At 66.1% G+C, this 18522-nt stretch carries 17 protein-coding genes and 1 pseudogene; 12 read left to right on the forward strand and 6 right to left on the reverse strand.

Going from position 1 to position 18522, the window contains the following annotated elements; translation table 11 throughout:
• The first annotated feature begins 86 nt into the window (after positions 1–86).
• From AB0I14_RS14265 to AB0I14_RS14295, 7 genes are all read left to right on the forward strand, one after another.
• Positions 87–2213, forward strand: a complete 2127-nt coding sequence (locus AB0I14_RS14265; RefSeq protein WP_358022044.1) for an FAD-dependent oxidoreductase — start codon at positions 87–89, stop codon at positions 2211–2213.
• Positions 2214–2221: 8 nt separating this feature from the next.
• Complete coding sequence (locus AB0I14_RS14270) at positions 2222–2590, forward strand: cupin domain-containing protein (RefSeq protein ID WP_358022047.1); 369 nt, start codon at positions 2222–2224, stop codon at positions 2588–2590.
• Between the two features lie 11 nt (positions 2591–2601).
• Positions 2602–4083 carry an aldehyde dehydrogenase gene (locus tag AB0I14_RS14275; RefSeq protein ID WP_358022050.1) on the forward strand — a complete coding sequence of 494 codons (1482 nt, stop codon included), beginning with the start codon at positions 2602–2604 and terminating at the stop codon, positions 4081–4083.
• Positions 4084–4287: 204 nt separating this feature from the next.
• Complete coding sequence (locus AB0I14_RS14280) at positions 4288–5703, forward strand: cytosine permease (RefSeq protein ID WP_358022053.1); 1416 nt, start codon at positions 4288–4290, stop codon at positions 5701–5703.
• Complete coding sequence (locus AB0I14_RS14285) at positions 5700–7256, forward strand: GMC oxidoreductase (RefSeq protein WP_358022056.1); 1557 nt, start codon at positions 5700–5702, stop codon at positions 7254–7256. Before AB0I14_RS14280 ends, AB0I14_RS14285 begins: the two co-directional genes overlap by 4 nt.
• 11 nt (positions 7257–7267) lie before the next feature.
• Positions 7268–8947, forward strand: coding sequence for an amidohydrolase (locus AB0I14_RS14290; RefSeq protein ID WP_358022058.1), 1680 nt, complete (start codon positions 7268–7270; stop codon positions 8945–8947).
• Between the two features lie 198 nt (positions 8948–9145).
• Positions 9146–9910, forward strand: coding sequence for a L,D-transpeptidase (locus AB0I14_RS14295; RefSeq protein ID WP_358022825.1), 765 nt, complete (start codon positions 9146–9148; stop codon positions 9908–9910).
• Positions 9911–10046: 136 nt separating this feature from the next.
• Here the strand turns inward: AB0I14_RS14295 and AB0I14_RS14300 are convergent, their stop codons facing one another.
• On the reverse strand, positions 10047–10532 hold the full coding sequence (locus tag AB0I14_RS14300; protein ID WP_358022061.1) for a hypothetical protein: 486 nt from the start codon (positions 10530–10532) through the stop codon (positions 10047–10049).
• Between the two features lie 231 nt (positions 10533–10763).
• Positions 10764–11630, reverse strand: a complete 867-nt coding sequence (locus tag AB0I14_RS14305; RefSeq protein WP_358022065.1) for a DUF732 domain-containing protein — start codon at positions 11628–11630, stop codon at positions 10764–10766.
• A 213-nt stretch (positions 11631–11843) separates the two neighbouring features.
• On the opposite strand from AB0I14_RS14305, the gene AB0I14_RS14310 reads away from it, so the two are divergent.
• Positions 11844–12290 carry a hypothetical protein gene (locus tag AB0I14_RS14310; RefSeq protein ID WP_358022068.1) on the forward strand — a complete coding sequence of 149 codons (447 nt, stop codon included), beginning with the start codon at positions 11844–11846 and terminating at the stop codon, positions 12288–12290.
• A 65-nt stretch (positions 12291–12355) separates the two neighbouring features.
• Positions 12356–13195, forward strand: coding sequence for an SDR family NAD(P)-dependent oxidoreductase (locus AB0I14_RS14315; protein ID WP_358022071.1), 840 nt, complete (start codon positions 12356–12358; stop codon positions 13193–13195).
• Here the strand turns inward: AB0I14_RS14315 and AB0I14_RS14320 are convergent, their stop codons facing one another.
• A complete protein-coding gene (locus tag AB0I14_RS14320; RefSeq protein WP_358022074.1) occupies positions 13196–14059 on the reverse strand; it encodes a class I SAM-dependent methyltransferase in 864 nt (287 codons plus the stop codon).
• Positions 14060–14219: 160 nt separating this feature from the next.
• Between AB0I14_RS14320 and AB0I14_RS14325 the strand changes: the two genes are divergently transcribed.
• Both AB0I14_RS14325 and AB0I14_RS14330 read left to right on the forward strand, forming a co-directional pair.
• Entirely contained in the window at positions 14220–15365 is a 1146-nt protein-coding gene (locus tag AB0I14_RS14325; RefSeq protein ID WP_358022828.1) for a 1,4-beta-xylanase, read from the forward strand.
• 14 nt (positions 15366–15379) lie between these two features.
• Complete coding sequence (locus AB0I14_RS14330) at positions 15380–15847, forward strand: hypothetical protein (RefSeq protein WP_358022077.1); 468 nt, start codon at positions 15380–15382, stop codon at positions 15845–15847.
• 9 nt (positions 15848–15856) lie between these two features.
• Here AB0I14_RS14330 and AB0I14_RS14335 read toward each other — a convergent pair whose 3' ends face one another.
• On the reverse strand, positions 15857–16930 hold the full coding sequence (locus AB0I14_RS14335; protein ID WP_358022080.1) for an alpha/beta hydrolase: 1074 nt from the start codon (positions 16928–16930) through the stop codon (positions 15857–15859).
• A gap of 75 nt (positions 16931–17005) precedes the next feature.
• Between AB0I14_RS14335 and AB0I14_RS14340 the strand changes: the two genes are divergently transcribed.
• Positions 17006–17902: a LysR family transcriptional regulator gene (locus AB0I14_RS14340; RefSeq protein WP_358022083.1), complete on the forward strand. Its 897-nt coding sequence runs from the start codon at positions 17006–17008 to the stop codon at positions 17900–17902.
• On the opposite strand, the gene AB0I14_RS14345 is transcribed toward AB0I14_RS14340, so the two are convergent.
• Both AB0I14_RS14345 and AB0I14_RS14350 read right to left on the reverse strand, forming a co-directional pair.
• Entirely contained in the window at positions 17899–18252 is a 354-nt protein-coding gene (locus AB0I14_RS14345) for a VOC family protein (protein WP_358022086.1), read from the reverse strand. The two genes, AB0I14_RS14340 and AB0I14_RS14345, sit on opposite strands and share 4 nt — an antisense overlap.
• Before the next feature lie 90 nt (positions 18253–18342).
• Positions 18343–18462 (reverse strand): annotated as a pseudogene (locus AB0I14_RS14350) (LLM class F420-dependent oxidoreductase); the annotation flags it as partial.
• Between the last annotated feature and the right edge of the window lie 60 nt (positions 18463–18522).

An 18522-nucleotide genomic window follows, 5' to 3' on the forward strand; every position in this document is an offset into this window, starting at 1 on the left:
TGGCTGATAACCGCGTGAGCCACGTCACGCACAGCCCCCGAAAGCGCACTGCGCCTGCCGTCTGAGAATTCTAGGAAGAGACCCCCATGCGAGACCCCCGGTACGACATCCTGTTCGAGCCCGTGAAGATCGGCCCGGTCACCGCGCGCAACCGCTTCTACCAGGTACCGCACTGCAACGGGATGGGCTACCGCGACCCATCGGGCGAGGCCTACATGCGCCGGATCAAGGCCGAGGGCGGGTGGGCAGTGGTGTGCACCGAGCAGGTCGAGATCCACCCCACCTCCGACATCGGTCCGTTCATCGAACTGCGTCTGTGGGACGACCAGGACATCCCGGCCGTCGCCCGCATCGCCGAGAAGATCCACGAGGGCGGCGCCCTGGCTGGGATCGAGCTGGCCCACAACGGCCTGAACTCACCGAACCTGATCAGCCGGGAAACCCCGCTCGGCCCGCAGAACCTGCCCGTGGTGTCGTGGAACTACGACCCGGTGCAGGCCCGTGAGATGACCAAGGCCGACATCGCCGACATGCGCTTCTGGCACCGCGAGGCGGTCCGCCGGTCCCTGCAGGCCTCCTACGACATCGTCTACGTGTACGCCGGCCACGCCATCGGCGGGCTGCACCACTTCCTGTCCCGGCGTTACAACAACCGCACCGACGAGTACGGCGGCAGCCTGGAGAACCGGGCCCGCCTGCTGCGCGAGATCCTCGAGGACACCCGCGAGATGTGCGACGGCAAGGCCGCGGTCGCCTGCCGCATCACGGTCGACGAATTGCTCGGCGACGAGGGCATCACCCGCGCCGAGATCGAGGACGTGATCGGCATGCTCGGCGAGCACCCCGACCTGTGGGATTTCGTGCTGGGCAGCTGGGAGGACGATTCGGTCACCTCCCGGTTCGGCCCGGAGGCCGAGCAGGAGCCCTACGTCCGCGGGCTGAAGGCGCTGACCACCAAACCCGTTGTGGGCGTTGGCCGTTTCACCTCGCCGGACATGATGGTGCATCAGGTCAAGACCGGTGTGCTGGACCTGATCGGAGCGGCCCGGCCCTCGATCGCGGATCCGTTCCTGCCGCGCAAGATCGAGACCGGCCATCTCGAAGACATCCGCGAGTGCATCGGCTGCAACATCTGCGTGTCCGGTGACTTCACGATGTCCCCGATCCGCTGCACCCAGAACCCCACCATGGGCGAGGAGTTCCGCCGTGGCTGGCATCCGGAGAAGATCCGGGTCAAGTCCAGTGACTCGTCGGTGCTCGTCGTCGGCGCCGGCCCGGCCGGCCTGGAAGCCGCTCGCGCCCTGGGCAATCGCGGGTACACCGTGAGCCTGGCCGAGGCCACCCGCACCCTGGGCGGCCGTGTCGCGCGCGAGTCGAAGCTGCCGAGCCTGTCGGCCTGGATCCGCGTTGTCGACTACCGCGAATCGCAGCTCGCCAAGCTCGACAACGTCGACGTCTTCATGCAGAGCGAAATGACCGCCGACGACATCATCGAGAATGACTTCAACCACGTCGTGGTCGCCACCGGTGCGGGTTGGCGTACCGACGGTGTCGGCCGCTGGCACACCAAGCCGCTGGAGATCAGTGAAAACCCAGCGGGTGCACAGATTCTTACCCCCGACGACATCATGGCCGGTACCCGGCCGCGCGGCCAGCGCGTCGTGGTGTTCGACGACGACCACTACTACCTGGGCAGCGTCATCGCCGAGCTGCTCGCCAAGGAAGGCCTCGACGTCACGCTGGTCACCCCGGCCGCGCATGTGTCGCAGTGGACCACCAACACCCTGGAGGTCGCCCGCGTCCGTAAGCGGGTGATCCGGGCCGGGGTCGACGTGCGGACCAACACTGCCGTCACCGCGGTTACCGCTGACGGTGTGCGGACCGCGTGTGTGTACACCGGCGACGAAGGCTCGCTGAGCGCCGACTCTGTCGTGATGGTCACCGCCCGGCTTCCGCACGACGGGCTGTATCAGGAACTGCTGGGGCGGCAGGCCGAATGGGCCGGTGCCGACCTGCTCAGTGTCCGTGCCATCGGCGACGCCTGGGCACCGGCCACGATCGCCGCCGCGGTCTGGTCCGGACACCGCTACGCCGAGGAACTCGACGAACCGCAGCCCGTGGGCCCGGTGCCGTACCTGCGCGAAACCTCCGAACTCGCAACCGAACCTGTCATCTACCTACCCATCACGCCGGTTCAGCCGGTGAACGTCTAAGGAGACATATGTCCAACCCCGTAGCCCTCATTCCCGCCGGGCCCGATGCCGTTGCGGCCATGACCCCCAGCAGCTACGTCACCCCCGAGACTCTGCGGGAAGGCAATCCGGCTGAGAGCGAGGCCGTGCACATGGCCAGCTCCGATGAGAAGTTCACCATCGCTTCGTGGCGTGCCGAGCCCTATGCCGAATTCATCGAGAGCTATCCCGGTGACGAGTACACCCGGGTGTTGGCGGGGTCGGTCACCCTGACCGGCGAGGACGGCGTCGCCCACACCTTCGGCGCCGGGGACTCCTTCACCCTGGCCAAGGGCTGGCGCGGCGAGTACCGGGTCACCGAGCCCCTGGTCAAGCAGTTCGCGATCTACATTCCCTGAGAGGCAGACAGATGACCACGCTCGATGACTGGACCCGCCTGGCCCAAGAGATCTCCCCGCGTACGGAGGTTTTCATCGACGGCAAGTACCGGGCCGCGGCTTCCGGGGCGACGTTCGACTCGATCAATCCCGCCACCGGTGAATTGATCGCGCCGGTGGCTTCTGCCGACGCCACCGATGTCGACGCCGCCGTGGCCTCGGGGCGGGCGGCCTTCGAATCGGGCGCCTGGTCGAAAACCTCGCCGTCACAACGCAAGCGGGTGCTGCGGGCTCTGTCCGACCTGATGATGGAGCACAGCGAAGAGCTGGCGCTGCTGGACTCGATGGATATGGGCAAGTTGGTCGCCGAAGCGCATGCCGTCGATGTCCCGTCTGCCGCAGAGCTTTTCGCCTTCTACGGCGAGGCGGTCGACAAGCAGGCCGGTGAGATCGCCCCCACCGAGCCGGGCAACCTCGCCCTGGTGACGCGGGAGCCGCTCGGTGTCATCGGTGCAGTGACCCCGTGGAACTTCCCGCTGGATCTCGCGGTGTGGAAGCTGGCCCCAGCCCTGGCAGCGGGCAACTCGGTGGTGCTCAAACCTGCCGAGCAGGCGCCGCTTTCGTCGATCCGGCTGGCCGAGCTCGCAGTCGAGGCCGGTTTGCCCGAAGGTGTGCTCAACGTCGTTCCCGGCCTCGGGCCCACCGCCGGTGAGGCGCTGGGCCGGCACCCGGATGTCGACGTCATCGCCTTCACCGGGTCGACCGAGACCGGCAAGCACTTCCTGCGCTACGCCGCGGATTCCAATGCCAAGCAGGTCTGGCTGGAGATGGGCGGCAAGAGCCCGAACCTGGTGTTCGCCGACGCCGACCTGGACTCCGCCGTGGACAAAGCCATCTTCGGGGCGTTCTACAACCAGGGTGCGGTGTGCTCGTCGAACTCCCGGCTGATGCTGCACGAGTCGATCGCCGAGGAGTTCCTCGCCGAACTGGTCAAGCGGACTGCAGATGTACGTCCGGGAAATCCGTTGGACCCGGAGTCGACGCTCGGCGCCTTGGTCGACGAGAACCACATGCGGCGGGTCGTCGGGTTCATCGACCGGGCCCGGGCCGACGGCGAGATCCTCACCGGTGGCACCCGCGAGACCGTCGGCGGCCGTGGCTGTTTCGTCACCCCGACGATCGTCACCAACCTGCCTTCGACCGCCGAGCTGATCACCGAGGAGGTCTTCGGCCCGGTGCTGGCCGTGCAGACTTTCGTCGACGAGGCGCAAGCGATCGCGATGGCCAATGACACGATCTACGGCCTGGCGGCTTCGGTGTGGACGCGTGACCTGTCGCGGGCACATCGGGTCTCGTCGGCGCTGCGTGCCGGCACGGTGTCGGTGAACACCGTCGACGCGCTGAGCCCGCAGACGCCATTCGGCGGGTTCAAGCAGTCCGGTTTCGGTCGCGACCTGTCGCTGCATGCACTCGACAAGTACACCGGTCTGAAGACGACGTGGATCGCCTTCTGACGAATATCCTTGCCTGCCAGTTATTTACGTCGAGAAGAAACAATGTGGAAACAATTCCTCAATGCTTTCGTCATCACAAAAATAGATGAATAACGCCGGAATTGTGCGTTTTATATTCGCAGCTACATCGCGAATACTGCTCGGAGTCGGAATTCAATTTCCGATAAGTCATCACAAGGTCTCGCAGAAGAGAGCAGCCGTCAGATGAACGAAAAAGCGCCGGTGTCCGCGCCGGTTGAACAGCGGACCATCGAACACGTCCCGGTCGACGAACGCCACGGCCGCGCCCGTGACCTGTTCACCGTCTGGTTCGGCTCCAACATCATGCTGCTGACCATCATCACGGGTGCGCTCGCGACCACGGTGTTCGGCCTGCCACTCTGGGCCGGCGCCCTGGCGATCGTCCTGGGCAACGTCATCGGCGGCGTCGTGATGGCACTGCACGCCGCCCAGGGTCCCCAGATGGGTGTGCCCCAGATGCTGCAGACCCGAGCGCAGTTCGGCTCCTACGGCAGCCTGCTGGTGGTCGTCCTGGTGGTGTTCATGTACCTGGGCTTCTTCGCATCCAACGCGGTGCTCGGCGGTCAGGCGCTGGCGAAGGTGACTGGTCTGCCCACCAACCTGTCCATCACCATCATCGGGCTGATCAGCGTGGTGGCCACCATCGTCGGTTACCGACTCATCCACCGCGTGACCGCGTTCCTCTCCGTCGTGGCGGGTGGAGCCCTGGTCATCGCGTTCGTGTGGATGATCGGGGTCAACGGCGTACCCGCGGGCACCTGGCACACCAGCGGATTCAGCTGGGCCGGGTTCATGGCCACCTTGTCAGTGGCGGCGCTGTGGCAGATCGCCTACGCGCCCTACGTTTCCGATTACACGCGCTACATGCCCAAGGACACCGGCCAGCGGGCGGCGTTCTGGGGCACCTACGCGGGGTGCGTGCTGGGCTCCGTGCTACCGATGCTGCTCGGTGTCCTGGTGGGGGCTGCGTTGCCGGACAACGACACCCTCGACGGGCTGTCCACGCTGACCCATGGGGTGAGCACCGGGGTGTTCGCGATCTTCGCAATCGGTATCGCGGCCACCAATGCGATGAACCTCTACTGCGGCTCCCTGTCCACGATCACGGTGGGCCAGAACCTGTTTCCGCGCTGGCGACCCGGTGCGGGAAGCCGTGCCGGGACCGCGATCGTGTTGTTCGCCATCGCGATTGTCCCGGCGCTGGTGAGCGCGGAGGACTTCCTGGCCAACTATGCGAACTTCCTGGCCCTGCTGCTGTGCGTGCTGATCCCCTGGACGGCCGTCAATCTCGTCGACTATTACCTGCTGCGGCACGGCGTCTACGACATCGATTCGCTCTTCGAACGTGACGGTGGGCGCTACGGGAAGTTCAACTGGGTCGCGATCGCGTGCTATTTCATCGGCATCGCAGTGCAGATTCCCTTCCTGTCGACCACGTTGTTCACCGGGGTCGCGGCCAACGCTCTCGGCGGTGTCGACATCTCGTGGATCGTCGGGCTGGCGATCATCTGCCCGATGTACTACCTGCTGATGCGTTCCAAGCTGTCCGCGCCGGTGGCGCGGCCGGTCGCTGCCTACGCGGAGGAGTCGGCGGCATGAGCCTGAGCGACTATCTGGTGATCGGCGGCGGAACTGCTGGATGCGTTGTGGCATCGCGTCTTTCGGAGGACTCCTCGATCACGGTCACAGTGCTCGAAGCAGGGCCCAACGACAAGGACGAGCCCCGGGCCCGGGACATCCGGCGATGGGCACAGATGCTGGAGAGCGAGTACGACCTCGACTATCGCAGCGTGCCGCAGCAACGCGGCAACTCCGGGATCAGGCAGGCCAGGATGCAGATCCTGGGTGGCTGCTCGACGGCGAACACGATGATCACGTGGCGCCCCCTGGCCGCCGACCTCGACGAATGGGCCGCGCTGGGTGTCACGGGTTGGGACACCGCCTCGGTGCACGAGGCGTTCGACCGGATCCTGGCCCCCGTGGAGCCCGTCGCCGACAAGGACCGCAACCCGTATGTCAGCGACGTGGTGGACGCCGCCCGGCGGGCGCTGGACCTACCCGCCCGCCGGGGCTGGAACTCCGATCCCGATTTCGCCGCTACCGGCGTCGGCGCGGGGTTCTTCGAAATCGGCTACACGCCGGCCAGTCACCTGCGGTCCTCGACTTCGGTGCACTACCTGCACGAAGCGATCGCCGATCGCGACAATCTCGTGGTCGAACACGGTCAGCATGCCGAACGGCTGCTCATCGAGGACGGCAGAACGGTCGGGGTGATCACCCGCGACGACGAGGGCAACCTCCGCGAGTTCCGGGCCGAACGCGAGGTCATCGTGTGCTGCGGCGCCATCGATTCGCCAAAGCTGCTGCAGCTCTCCGGAATCGGGCCCAGCGACGTGCTGGCCGCGGCGGGCGTCGAAACCGTCGTGGATTCCCCGGGCGTGGGCGAGAACCTGATGGATCACGCGGAGGGTCTCATCGTCTGGGAGGCCGGAGCCGATGTCCCCGACACCTGTGCGACGGGCTGGGACGCCGGTGCCGCGGTACGCCTGTCCGCCGTTGGTCCCGCGCGACCCGAGGTGATGATGCACTTCCCGGTCGAAGCGGTCGCCGACCACGCCGTCACCTACGGCGCGACGATGCCCGACCGCATTGTGTCGATCGCACCCAACGTGGCGAAGCCGAGCAGCCGTGGACGGGTATGGATCACTTCAGGCGATCCCGCCGAGAGTCCCTCGATCGACTACCGGTACTTCACCGACCCGGACGGCCACGACGAGTCGGTCCTCATCGCCGGTGTCCGGCTGGCCCGCCGGATCGCTGCGGCGGAGCCGATGGCCGATTGGATTGTCCGCGAAGTGTTCCCGGGTCCTGAAGTGCAATCCGACGCGGACCTGTCCGAGGCGTTGCGCGCGACCCACCAGACCGTGTACCACGTCTCCGGAACCTGCCGGATGGGCGCGGACGACGATCCGATGGCGGTGTGCGATTCCCGGTTGCGGGTGCGCGGCGTGGACGGTCTGCGAGTCGTCGACGCATCGGTGTTCCCCACCATCCCGTCGGTGAACCCGGTGGGAACCGTCATGGCGGTGGCCGAGCACGCCAGCGCCCTGCTGCTCGCCGACCGTCAAACCGTCAGCGCAGGACGAGCCTGAAGGGTCCAGCAATGGTTGATTTCGCTCCTCGCGTCGGCGGGTTCGCCGACCGCATCTTCACCAATGCAGCCGTATTCCGAACCGCCGGTGCCGACCCAGCCGATACCGTGGCCGTCCATGACGGCCTCGTCGTCGGCGTGAGCCGGGGCGTCGACCGTGACATGGTCGGAAAAGACACGGAGATAACTGATCTCGGCGGTACGAGCCTGCTGCCCGGGTTTGTTGACGCGCATGCGCACCCGGTCGCCGCCGGTATGGCGGCGCTACGATGCGATCTGTCCGGTCTGCCCCATCGCCGTGAGGCCTATCTCGCTGCCATCGCCGACTATTCCGCAGGCAATCCCGGCGGGACCGCTATCGCCGGTGCCGGTTGGTACGGTGACGCCTTTCCCGACGGGTTCCCCACCCGCCATGACATCGACTCCGTCGTCGCCGACCGGCCTGTCATCCTGACCAGCCACGACTATCACGGCGCCTGGGTCAACACCCGCGCGCTGGAGCTCGCCGGAATCACCGCGCGCACACCTGATCCCGTCGGCGGGCGGATCGTCCGCGATGCCACCGGCGAACCCACCGGCGTGCTGCTGGATCGCGGGGGTGACGCCGTCAACGCTCTCATCCCGGAGGTGACCCCGGAGTTCATGCGTCGCGCCCTGCTCGAGGCGCAACGCCGGTTGCATTCCGTCGGCGTCACGGGCTGGCAGGACGCCGCCGTGGGTGCGGAGTTCTTCGGCCTGAAAGACAACTTCGCCACCTATGTCGATGCCGACGAGGCGGGCGAGCTGACCGCTCGCGTGGTCGGCGCACTGTGGTGGGAGGCGGAGCGGGGCGCCGAGCAGCTCGGCGACCTGTGTGCGCGCCGGAGTCTCACGGGCCATTCACGTTTCACCGCGAGCATGGTCAAGGTCATGCAGGACGGCATCTGCGAGAACTGCACGGCCGCGATGCTGGCTCCCTACCGTGCGGTGGCCGGTCACGACATGCCCAGCGGCCAATCGTTCATCGATCCCGAGGACCTGCGCAAGGTCACTGCCCTGCTGGCCGGTGAGCGATTCGGGATCCACATGCACGCGGTCGGCGATCGCGCGGTGCGGGAATGTCTCGACGCGCTTGAGCATGCGATAACCGAGCACCCGCAGTTCGATGCCCGCCATCAAATCGCGCATCTGGATGTGGTCGATCCACACGACCTCCCGCGGTTCGGCCGACTCGGCGTCATCGCCAACATTCAGGCACTCTGGGCGCGACGGGACAAGGAGATCGTCGAACGCAAGCTCCCGCTGCTCGGACCGGACCGAGAACCCTGGCATTTCCCGTTCGCGTCCATCCAGCGGCACGGAGGCACTTTGGCCATGGGCAGCGATTGGCCGGTCACCGATCCGAATCCGTTGTGGGCCATTCATACCGCTGTGTACCGCACCGGCACGCATGCCGATCCGCACGCCATCGGCGACGGCGTCTTCGACACTCCGCTGCAGCAGCAGGAAGGCATCACGCTGCATTCGGCGATCCACGCGTACACCGCAGGGTCGGCGTATGCCAACCACCAGGACCGGACCGGGCGCATCGCCGAAGGCATGCTGGCCGATCTTGTCGTGCTCGACGGGGACATCTTCGCTGTGGAGGACATCGGGACGATGCGGGCTGTCGAGACCATCGTCGGCGGTGAGACTGTCTACCAGGCTGACTGACAGCCGCGGCGGAGAAGCACCAGCGTTCCTCGTGGCCGAAACGTGACGAATGCTTGACCGAATTGTCTACGTGTGACTACACATTCGGACGGCCGCGGGCCAATACCATGACATCGTTCAAGATCATGGGGGCATCGCAGAGGGATCGGTTTGATGCGCGCGGTAGTTCAGGGTGTTCTCGTATTGGTCGTGGTCGTCATGACCTATTTCTCTGGGAGTTCGAACAGCGTCGACACGGCGGCGGTGAGTCTTCCGCTGACGTCGACCATCGAATCGATCGCGCCCGCCGAGGGCGCCGTCGTGGGTGTGGGGCATCCGGTGGTGGTCACGTTCAAGAACGCGGTCACCAACCGCCCGGTCGTCGAACGCGCCCTCGGGCTCAAATCGACACCGGCGCGTACCGGCACCTACGAGTGGCTCGACGCCAATGTCGTGTCGTGGAAACCGGCCGAGTTCTGGCCGGCGCACAGCACCGTGATGCTGTCGGTGGGCGGCATGCGGACCGAATTTCAAACGGGCCCAGCGGTTATCGGTGTCGCGGATATCTCCGACCACACCTTCACCGTGACCGTCGACGGAATCGGTGAAGAGCCGCCGATCGATCTGCCGGCGCCGCACCATCTGCCGCACGCCGGCGAAGCGGGTGTGCTGCTGGCCTCCATGGGGCGTCCGGAATATTCGACTCCCGTCGGCACCTATGCCGTTCTGGGCAAAGAGCGCACCGTGAAGATGGACTCGAGCAGTGTTGGCATTCCCGTCGATGCTCCTGACGGCTATCTCCTGGATGTGGATTACGCGGTCCGCTTCACCCAGCGCGGTCTGTTCGTGCATTCTGCGCCTTGGGCCGTGCCGTCGATGGGGCTGGACAATACGAGCCACGGCTGTATCAGCCTGATCCCGGCTGCCGCCGAGTGGTACTTCAACACGGTGCACATCGGTGATCCGGTGATCGTCCAGGAGTAGCCAATCCTGCTGCGAGGCAAGCCAAGGCAGGCAGGTCGCCAAGCAGGCAAGCCCAAAGCGCCCCGTTACACCCAAAGGCACAGAAAAGGCGCCTGGCTCGTGAGCCAGGCGCCTTTCGCGACGCTAGGGGGATGGACTAGCCGGCGGCTCCCTCCGCGGGACCGGGCAGCGTCGGCGTGCCGGCGACCGGTCCGCCGCCGGGTGAAACGGTCGGCACACCCTTACCGGTCGCGGTACCGGCCGCGATGACCACCGGAGCAGCGATGGGTGCCGGTGCTGCGGGGACGGGAGCGGCGGCCGGTACGACCGGCACCGGTGGCGGTGCGAGGGGCACGGGCGGAACGATCGGTGGCGGTGGTGCCAGCGGCACCGGCGGTGGGGCAACCGGTGGTGGCGCCAGAGGTACCGGAGGAACGGCTGCGGGAGCAATCCCCGCGGCTTCCACTGCCGGCGCGGCGCACGGCGCACCGGGCGCTGCGGCCCCGTCGACGCATTTGTATCCGCCGGTCTTGAGTGGCAGCGCTGCCGCGTGCGGGCTCAGCGTCATCGCGGCCACCACTGCTGTCAGGCAAAATCCGGCGCCGACAGCAGTTTTGACGGTGATGTTGGCAAAGGTGGTCATCCCGAGAGACTCCCTTTTTCGTGCGGAAAATTACATCGGTGAAAATTGTGTCGAGCTGAACCGTAGAGCTGGCCGAAATCGGTGTCCACACAAGTTCTCAGATGGTTGCGGGGTTGACACGTGAGCGAGCTGTACTCGTGACCGCATCGTTGCCAACCGCCGGTGTTCGCCGTGATATGTAAGGTGCATCGACAGCGCAAAACGTGCGTCAGGGCGTGATTTTCGCAAACATCACTGGCCGAGCTGCATCAGAATGCCTTTGGCCACAAGCTGTTCGAAGCTATAGCTGAACTCGCCACGCCGGCCGACCGAAAGGACGTAGCGATCCTGGCCTTCGGTCAGCGGCACGGTGAAGGAGAAGGTGCAGTTGGCATTACCGCTCTTACCTGGCCCCAGCGTGGTGGTGGCCAGGACGTCGCCTTTGCCGTTCTTGACGGTGACGGGAGTGCCGGGGTTGACGTCGCCGTATCCGTTTGCGCCCTGGCATTTTGTCCCGTCGGAGACGATACCTTCGGCTCCGGAATTGTCGGTGAGTACGAAAGTGCCCGTGACGTCGGCTTTTTCGAGGATGTGGAAGCCTTGGGAGAAATGCGGGCAGAAGGTGTCGACGGCGATCTTGTCGGCGAGCAGGCCCTGCTGGGGTTCGCCGTCTTCCAGTTGGCGGCAGACCTGCCGACCGTGGGCGACGGCGTTGGCATCTGAATTGAACTGATCACTGAGCCCGGCATCCTTCAGTGCGTTGAGGTAGCCGGCTTCCGGCGAGGGTGGTGGCCTGCGGCCTGCCACCAACAAAACCCAGACCACAGCTGCGGTCATCACGATGATCACCGCGGCGGCGGTGGTCCCCAGCCAGGTCGCCCTGATGCCCGACGTCTTCAGTTCGAGGTAGTCGGGCAGCATCCGCCCGCCATCCGGGTCGGTCGATGCGCTTCTGCCGTCACGTACCCGATTCGTGGGATGCCCGGTGACGAAGTAGCGGCCTTCGTGGCGCGCGGTGGGGTCAGGGCGCCAACCGGTCGACGCGGACCCGTGGATCTGCCCACAGCGGCTGCAGGTGTCGGCAGTGTCGAGGGGTGATCCGCAATACGGGCAGGTCATAGCGGGCGATCCGCCACCGGCAATCGACAACGGTTCGTCAGCGTCATCGTCGGGCCATCTGTCATCACTACCCGTTATATGCCGGTCGGCCCGGTTGCACAGCGGGCCGCTGATATTGGCTGTGCGAAATGCCGTGGTGCGGGTCCGGCCGCCGCACATTTGGGGTAGCGCGGTACTCGCGCCCACCGGGCAGCGGTGCCCAACACTTCAGTGATGGCTGATGTCAAGCTCGTATCGCTCATCGCCGTAGACGTGGTGGTGGCGGTGGCGGCGCCGATCGTGGCGGCCGCGCGGTCGTCGTACTGTCCGCTCCAGGTCGGGGCCGCCCTCGTCGGGGTGTGGACCTTCCTGATGGTCTGGGCCATCCAGCATCATCGCAAGGCGGACCGAGAGCGGAACCGCACGGCGGTGCGGGATGCGATCGTCTCGGCCTTCGTCACGACCTACCTGATGGTCGTCAGTTGGAGCTTGTTCTCGCGGGCGGCTACGGGCCATGAGATGGGGAACCTGGACCCGCTCGCCCAAACCATGCTGGCGCATTTCACCTATCTGACCGGGATCGTGGTCGCTGCCCACGTCGGTGCCGGTGCACTGGAAGCGGTGGGTGCCAGGCGCTCGGGCAGTCAATCGGACGACGGGGGTGCAGGCACCCCCTCGTGACCTGCTGAGCAGTCGCACGAACCCCGGAAGCGGGGCCGCGGATCCGCCTGTATACCGTGCTTGCCATGACACGGGTGACAGTGATCACAGGCGGTGCAGGTGGCATGGGGTTGGCCACGGCCAAGGTTGTCGGCCGCGACCAGACAGTGGTGTTGTGCGATGTCCGGCAGGACCGCCTCGATGGCGCCGCCACCGCCCTGGGAGACCTGGGAATCGCGGCCAGGATCGTCAATGCGGACGTCACCGACCGGGACGCCGTCGACCGGCTGTTGGAGACGGCCGCAGGGCTCGGCACCGTCGGCGCGGTCATTCACGCGGCCGGGGTCAGCCCCAGCATGGGCGATGCCGAGTACGTGATGAGGACCAATGCGCTGGGCACGCTGAACGTGAACGAGGCGTTTTTCGCCGCCGCGGCCGAGGGCGCGGCGATCGTCAACGTGGCATCGATGGCGGCGCACCTGTTGCCCGAGGAAATCATTCCTGTCCAGCAGTTTCCGCTGGCGCTGCAGGACCAGGACCGGTTCCTCGGCGAACTGCTGGCGGCGTGCAGCATAGCCCCGGAAGACATGAGATCGGGCATCTCCTATGCCATCAGCAAGGCCTTCGTGAAGTGGTACAGCTCGTCGCAGGCTGAGCGGTTCAACGGTCGTGGCGTCCGGATCGTCTCGGTTTCCCCGGGCTCCATCGACACCGAGATGGGCCGGTTGGAGGAACAGGCCGGCGCAGGCGCCATGGTGGCCGACGCGGCCGTGCCGCGGTGGGGCAAGCCTGAGGAGATGGCTGATCTGCTGGCCTACTGCGCCAGCGAGCGGGCGGGTTACCTCACCGGGACGGACATCCTCAACGACGGCGGTGTCGTCGCCTCGATGCGGGAACGCGCCCGGTTGGCCGCCGGCATCAGCTAGTCAGCCGAACTCCAGCAGCGTGTAGGCGCCCCGAATCTGCTTGGTGGGCTTGAACTGCCAGAACGCCGGAAATGCGGTGCGGAAGAACCATCCGCGTCCGCTGGGCATCGGCAGGTCGTGCACGGCCTTGATACCGGGCACGGTATGGGCCAGGTTCGCCAACTCGGCGGGTGAAAGGCTGAACGGCATCGGTGGCACGCGGTAGTGCCGTGAGGACCGCATGCCATTGGGTGCGAGTTTCTTCACCAGCACAGGCGGCAGGTCGAAGATCATCTGTCCTCCGGGAAAACGCTTGGCACACTCGGTGATCAGGCCGAGCGCTTCCTCGGGCTGCAGGTACATCAGCAGTCCCTCCGCAGTGATGAAGACCCCGTCCGCGGCGTCCACCGTGTCCATCCAGCTGTAGTCCAGCGCGGACTGCGCCCGGGTGACGATGCGGTCGGAGGTGGGCAGCAGCTGCTCGCGCAGTTCGATGATCGGCGGGAAATCGACGGTCAGCCAATGGAAGCGGGCTCCGGGCAGTGACGCGTCGAGCCGCCAGAAACTGGTTTGCAGTCCCTCTGCCAGTGCGACCACCGTGGCGGATGGATGTTTGCTCAGGTACTGCCGGGCCGCCTTGTCGAAGGCCAGCGAACGCAAGGCCATCTCCTGCCCCTTGCGTCGCCCGAACTTGTCGAAGTCGAAGGCGATGGCGTCGGCCAATTGGACGGCCATGGGATCATCGATGATGGCATGGGGGTGACGGGCCTGAACGGCCCGGCCGTTCAGCGTCAGCAGTGCGGTTTCCGAAACGCCGGTCAAGAGGCCGGCATCGACCTTGTCGGGGACCGTCTCGGGGGTCTGCTCGCCGTCTGCGTGCTCCACGACGGCAACGCTACCGGCGGACGCGTAGTCGATGACTCACTGTGGAGTTGGGATCGCGTGTGCGGCGGGTACCCCCTTGATGCCACCGGTGACCAACACAGGAGATTGCCATTTGATTCGTAAGATCAAGCAGGTCAAGAGGAAAGACGACGGCGCCGGTGTGGGCCGTCGTGCCGCGTTCAAGCTGTCGCTGTTGATCACCGCCGGTCTGTCGGTGGCCAGGTCGCCGTCGGCCCACGCCCAGATCGACGGACACGGGGCCCGCTGGTCGCCCGAGCGGGCGCACCGCTGGTACGCCGCACAGGGTTGGCTGGTCGGCGCCAATTTCATTCCGTCGAACGCGGGCAATCAGCTGGAGATGTTCCAGGCCGAAACCTATGACCCGCAGCAGATCGACAATGAGTTGCGGATCGCCCGGTTGGCGGGGTTCAACACGGTGCGGGTTTTCCTGCATGACCAGCTGTGGGCACAGGGCCACTTGGGCTTTCAGAACCGGCTGGCCCAATTCGTTGCTCTGGCCTCGAGCCACGGCATCAAACCGCTGTTCGTGCTGTTCGACTCCTGCTGGGATCCATTTCCCCGGTTGGGGCCTCAGCGGCGGGCGCGGCCCGGGATACACAACTCGGTGTGGGTGCAGGGTCCAGGCGCGCAGCACCTGGACGATCATCGGTACCGGCGAACGTTGCGCGAGTATGTCGTCGGCGTGATCAGCCAATTCCGTCATGATGAGCGGGTGCTGGGGTGGGACCTGTGGAACGAGCCGGACAATCCCGCGGCCAACTACCGCGAGGTGGAACGACAGGACAAGGTGGCCCTGGTCGAAGAGTTGCTGCCGCAGGTCTTCGGCTGGGCGCGCTCGGTCGATCCCGTGCAACCGTTGACCAGCGGTGTGTGGGACGGCCCGTGGGCGGACCCGAAGGCGCGTAGTCGGATGGCCACGCTCCAGCTCGACCTCTCCGATGTGCTGACCTTCCACAGCTACGACCATCCGGAGGGGTTCGAGGCCCGGATCGGCGAGCTCGCGCCGATGGGACGACCGATCCTGTGCACCGAGTATCTGGCGCGGGGCGAGGGCAGCACCGTCGAGGGCGTGCTGCCGATCGCCAAACGACTCAACGTCGGCGCGTATAACTGGGGCCTGGTCGCGGGTAAGACGCAGACCTACCTGCCGTGGGATTCGTGGGACCGGCCGTACAAGGCGCCGCCGGGGGTGTGGTTCCATGACTTGTTCCATGCCGATGGCCGGCCCTACCGGGACGGTGAGATCGGCACGATCCGGAAGCTGACCGGACGGCCGTATCCCTGACGACGGGACTGACCATGACGGGTGAGAAGCGCACCGCGCCGGCGCTGTGGCTGTTCTTCCTGGCGTTGCTGTTCACCGGATGCTCGACACCCGACGCCTCGCCCACCGGGGACAGGTCGCCGGTAGGGCAGGTCTCCGCGGCGACGGCCGCCGAGTTCGGTGACGTGGCTCTGCCCGCGGGCTCCGAGGTGTTGGGCGCGGATTCAGACTCTGGCATCGACACCCGCTACCGGTTGGCGTTGCGGATGACCGCCGCACAGTTGCGCGAGTTGTTGTCCCAGTTCAAAGAACAACCCCGGGCCTCGGAGATTCCCCGCACCACACCGGTGATCGCCGGACCGCAGTTGTCCGACGCGCCGAATCCGCTCTACGCCCAGGATCGGGTCACCACGACGGCCGGGCGGACGGTGTACCGCGACATCATCGTCGACGAGCGGTCACCCGATGAGGTGTACGTGCACCTGTCGATGTTCACCACCTGAGTGGTGACCTCAGCGGCCCATCCGGCTGACATCGGCGATGGCGGCGACGAACTGTTCCGGCGCTTCCTGGGGCACGTTGTGTCCGATGCCGTCCAGAACGCGGTGTTCGTAGGGCCCGGTGTAGAGCGCGCGGTAGCCGGCCCCGTCCTTGGCTGCACCGTCGAAGTCGGATCCGATCGTGATCGTCGGCACGGTGACGGGCGGCTTGCCGGCCAGTCGTGCTTCGTCGGCGTCGTAGCGGGCTTCGCCGGGCGCCAGGCTGAGGCGCCACCGGTAGTTGTGCACCACGATGTCGACGTGGTCGGGATTGTCGAACGCCGGGGCGGACAGGTCGTAGGTGGAATCGTCGAAATGCCACAGCGGTGAGGCCTTGGTCCAGATCAGCCGGTTGAACTCCTTGGTGTTCTGGCGGTAGCCGAGTTCACCGCGCGGGGTGGCGAAGTAGTACTGGTACCACCAACCCAATTCGGCTTCCGGTACCAGCGGCTTGAGGTTGGCGGCCAGGTTGACGGTGATGTAACCGCTGACGGCGACCAGTCCCGCGCAGCGTTGCGGCCAGAGCGCGGCAACGTTGTTGGCGGTGCGCCCGCCCCAGTCGTATCCGCCCAGGACGGCGTTGGGGATGTTGAGCGCGTCCATCAGCGCGACGACGTCCCGCGCCAACGCGGCCTGCTGGCCGTTGCGCACGGTGCCGGCGGAGCGGAACCGGGTCGAGCCGAAGCCGCGCAGGTAGGGCACGATGACGCGGAAGCCCTGCTCGGCCAGCAGCGCCGAAGCGTCGGCGTAGCTGTGGATGTCGTAGGGCCAGCCGTGCAACAGGATCACCGGGTGACCGTCGGCGGGGCCCGCCTCGGTGTAACCGACGTTGAGTTCGCCGGCGTCGATCTGCTTGACCGGGTTCATGGTGTGCGACGGCTTCGAGGGGATCATGGCAGGTGGCCTCGACGATGTCGCAGGTTCGGGCGACGTGCCGCAGGCCGCCAATGTCGCCGCACCGGCGGCGGCCGCCGTGAGGAAGCCGAAATTCCTTCTGCTCAAACCATTCACCGTTGCTGCTCCTTCTCGCGGGCTCGTGCTGTCCATTTCACCGCCGCCTGGCCATCAAGTCCAACGATTGAATCTGATCAGCCTCATCGACGCGATAGATAGGCTGGCACGGTGGAGTTGAGACAGATCGAACACTTCATCGCCGTGGCCGGCGAGCTGAGTTTCACCCGCGCAGCTGAACGTGCGCACGTAGTGCAGTCGGCGTTGTCGACCTCGATCGCCAAGCTGGAGCGCGAGCTCGGGGTGGAACTGTTCGACCGGTCGCGGCAACGGATCAGTCTGACCGCCGCAGGGGAGGCCTTCCGGCCGCACGCCTACGAGGTCCTGCACGCGGCCCGCGCAGCGGCCGAATCCGCGGGCCAGTTCCGGGGATCGCTCATGGGCACCGTTGAATTCGGCTCGCTGATCTCCTATGGGCCGGTCAATGTCGGCCGCGCCCTCGGGGACTTTCATCGTGCCCACCCGTCCGTGCGGCTGCGATTGCGGCTGAGCCAGTCCGGCGCATCGGCCTATCTGGCTGCACTTCTGGAGGGCTCGCTGGACCTGGCCCTGGTATCGCTACCCAACCGGTTCCCGGCACAGCTCGATATGAAGCTGCTGTTCGAGGAACCGATGGTGTTCGTCTGCCGTGACGACCACGCCCTGGCCCGTCGTCGTCGCCTCGATCTTGGTGACCTGGCCGGCGAGGACCTCGTCGGCTTCCCACCCGAATTCGGGCTGCGGCGTCTGATGGATGAGGCGTTTCACCTCGCCGGTGTGCAACCGCAGACACAGTACGAGGTTCCGGCCGGGTTCGCCGCGATCGCCGAACTGGTCGGCAATGGCCTGGGCACGGCTTTCATGCCGGTGTCCGAGGCGCGGCGCTTCGGGGATCTGCGAGCTGTCGCACTGCGTGACCCGGCGGTGTGGCAGGTCTACCTCGCCGCCCCGCCGGTCGAGCGGATGACGCCGGCCGCGGCGCGGTTGGCCGAAACCCTGCTCGATGCCGCGGCTTCGGCGCCCGGCTAGCGGGCCAGCGGGCTGTAGAACACCAGGCCGTTGCCCTTGTTGTCGTAGACCACGGCGCGGCGTTCATGAGCGTCGTCGTACGGGTGCTTGATGATTCCGCCGCCACTGGCCTCGATGGCCTTGGCCGCACCGTCCACGTCGGCGGTCTTGATCCCGACCACGACCTGGCCTGGGATCGGATGGTCCACCGCGGTGGCCAGAGCAAGAGTGAGCGATCCACCGTCGAGCGCGGCGAAGTGCGCTCCGTCGCGGAACTTCAGTGGCATTCCCAGGGTTTCGCTGTAGAAGCGGATCGACTCATCCAGGTCGTCGGTCGACAGAATGATCATCCGTACGTCGTGGTCGCTCATCAGTTGCCTCCTATGGCTGAACGCTTTCAGGTTAGGGGCTGCACGGGTGCGGACATAGGGACCTTGGTCCATCTGGGTCCCCTGCCAGTTCTAGGGCACCTTTGGCGTGATCTCCTCGATCACCCATTGGGCGTATTCGAGATATTCGTCGACACCGCTCACCGCCGGCAGCGGCACCGCACTCACTGTGACGCCCTGTTCCCCGAGCCAGCACCACGGCTGCATCGTCGCCTTGAGTCGCAGCATGTGCGGCAGGTTGAAGATGAATTT

This window comes from Mycobacterium sp. NPDC050441, assembly GCF_040655355.1.
Taxonomy (GTDB): domain Bacteria; phylum Actinomycetota; class Actinomycetes; order Mycobacteriales; family Mycobacteriaceae; genus Mycobacterium.

Bases quoted from the DNA above. Each gene is read 5' to 3' on its own strand.
- AB0I14_RS14265 (WP_358022044.1), top strand. From the start codon at position 87: ATGCGAGACCCCCGGTACGACATCCTGTTCGAGCCCGTGAAGATCGGC.
- AB0I14_RS14270 (WP_358022047.1), top strand. From the start codon at position 2,222: ATGTCCAACCCCGTAGCCCTCATTCCCGCCGGGCCCGATGCCGTTGCG.
- AB0I14_RS14275 (WP_358022050.1), top strand. From the start codon at position 2,602: ATGACCACGCTCGATGACTGGACCCGCCTGGCCCAAGAGATCTCCCCG.
- AB0I14_RS14280 (WP_358022053.1), top strand. From the start codon at position 4,288: ATGAACGAAAAAGCGCCGGTGTCCGCGCCGGTTGAACAGCGGACCATC.
- AB0I14_RS14285 (WP_358022056.1), top strand. From the start codon at position 5,700: ATGAGCCTGAGCGACTATCTGGTGATCGGCGGCGGAACTGCTGGATGC.
- AB0I14_RS14290 (WP_358022058.1), top strand. From the start codon at position 7,268: ATGGTTGATTTCGCTCCTCGCGTCGGCGGGTTCGCCGACCGCATCTTC.
- AB0I14_RS14295 (WP_358022825.1), top strand. From the start codon at position 9,146: ATGACCTATTTCTCTGGGAGTTCGAACAGCGTCGACACGGCGGCGGTG.
- AB0I14_RS14300 (WP_358022061.1), bottom strand. From the start codon at position 10,532: ATGACCACCTTTGCCAACATCACCGTCAAAACTGCTGTCGGCGCCGGA.
- AB0I14_RS14305 (WP_358022065.1), bottom strand. From the start codon at position 11,630: ATGACCTGCCCGTATTGCGGATCACCCCTCGACACTGCCGACACCTGC.
- AB0I14_RS14310 (WP_358022068.1), top strand. From the start codon at position 11,844: ATGGCTGATGTCAAGCTCGTATCGCTCATCGCCGTAGACGTGGTGGTG.
- AB0I14_RS14315 (WP_358022071.1), top strand. From the start codon at position 12,356: ATGACACGGGTGACAGTGATCACAGGCGGTGCAGGTGGCATGGGGTTG.
- AB0I14_RS14330 (WP_358022077.1), top strand. From the start codon at position 15,380: ATGACGGGTGAGAAGCGCACCGCGCCGGCGCTGTGGCTGTTCTTCCTG.
- AB0I14_RS14335 (WP_358022080.1), bottom strand. From the start codon at position 16,930: ATGGACAGCACGAGCCCGCGAGAAGGAGCAGCAACGGTGAATGGTTTG.
- AB0I14_RS14345 (WP_358022086.1), bottom strand. From the start codon at position 18,252: ATGAGCGACCACGACGTACGGATGATCATTCTGTCGACCGACGACCTG.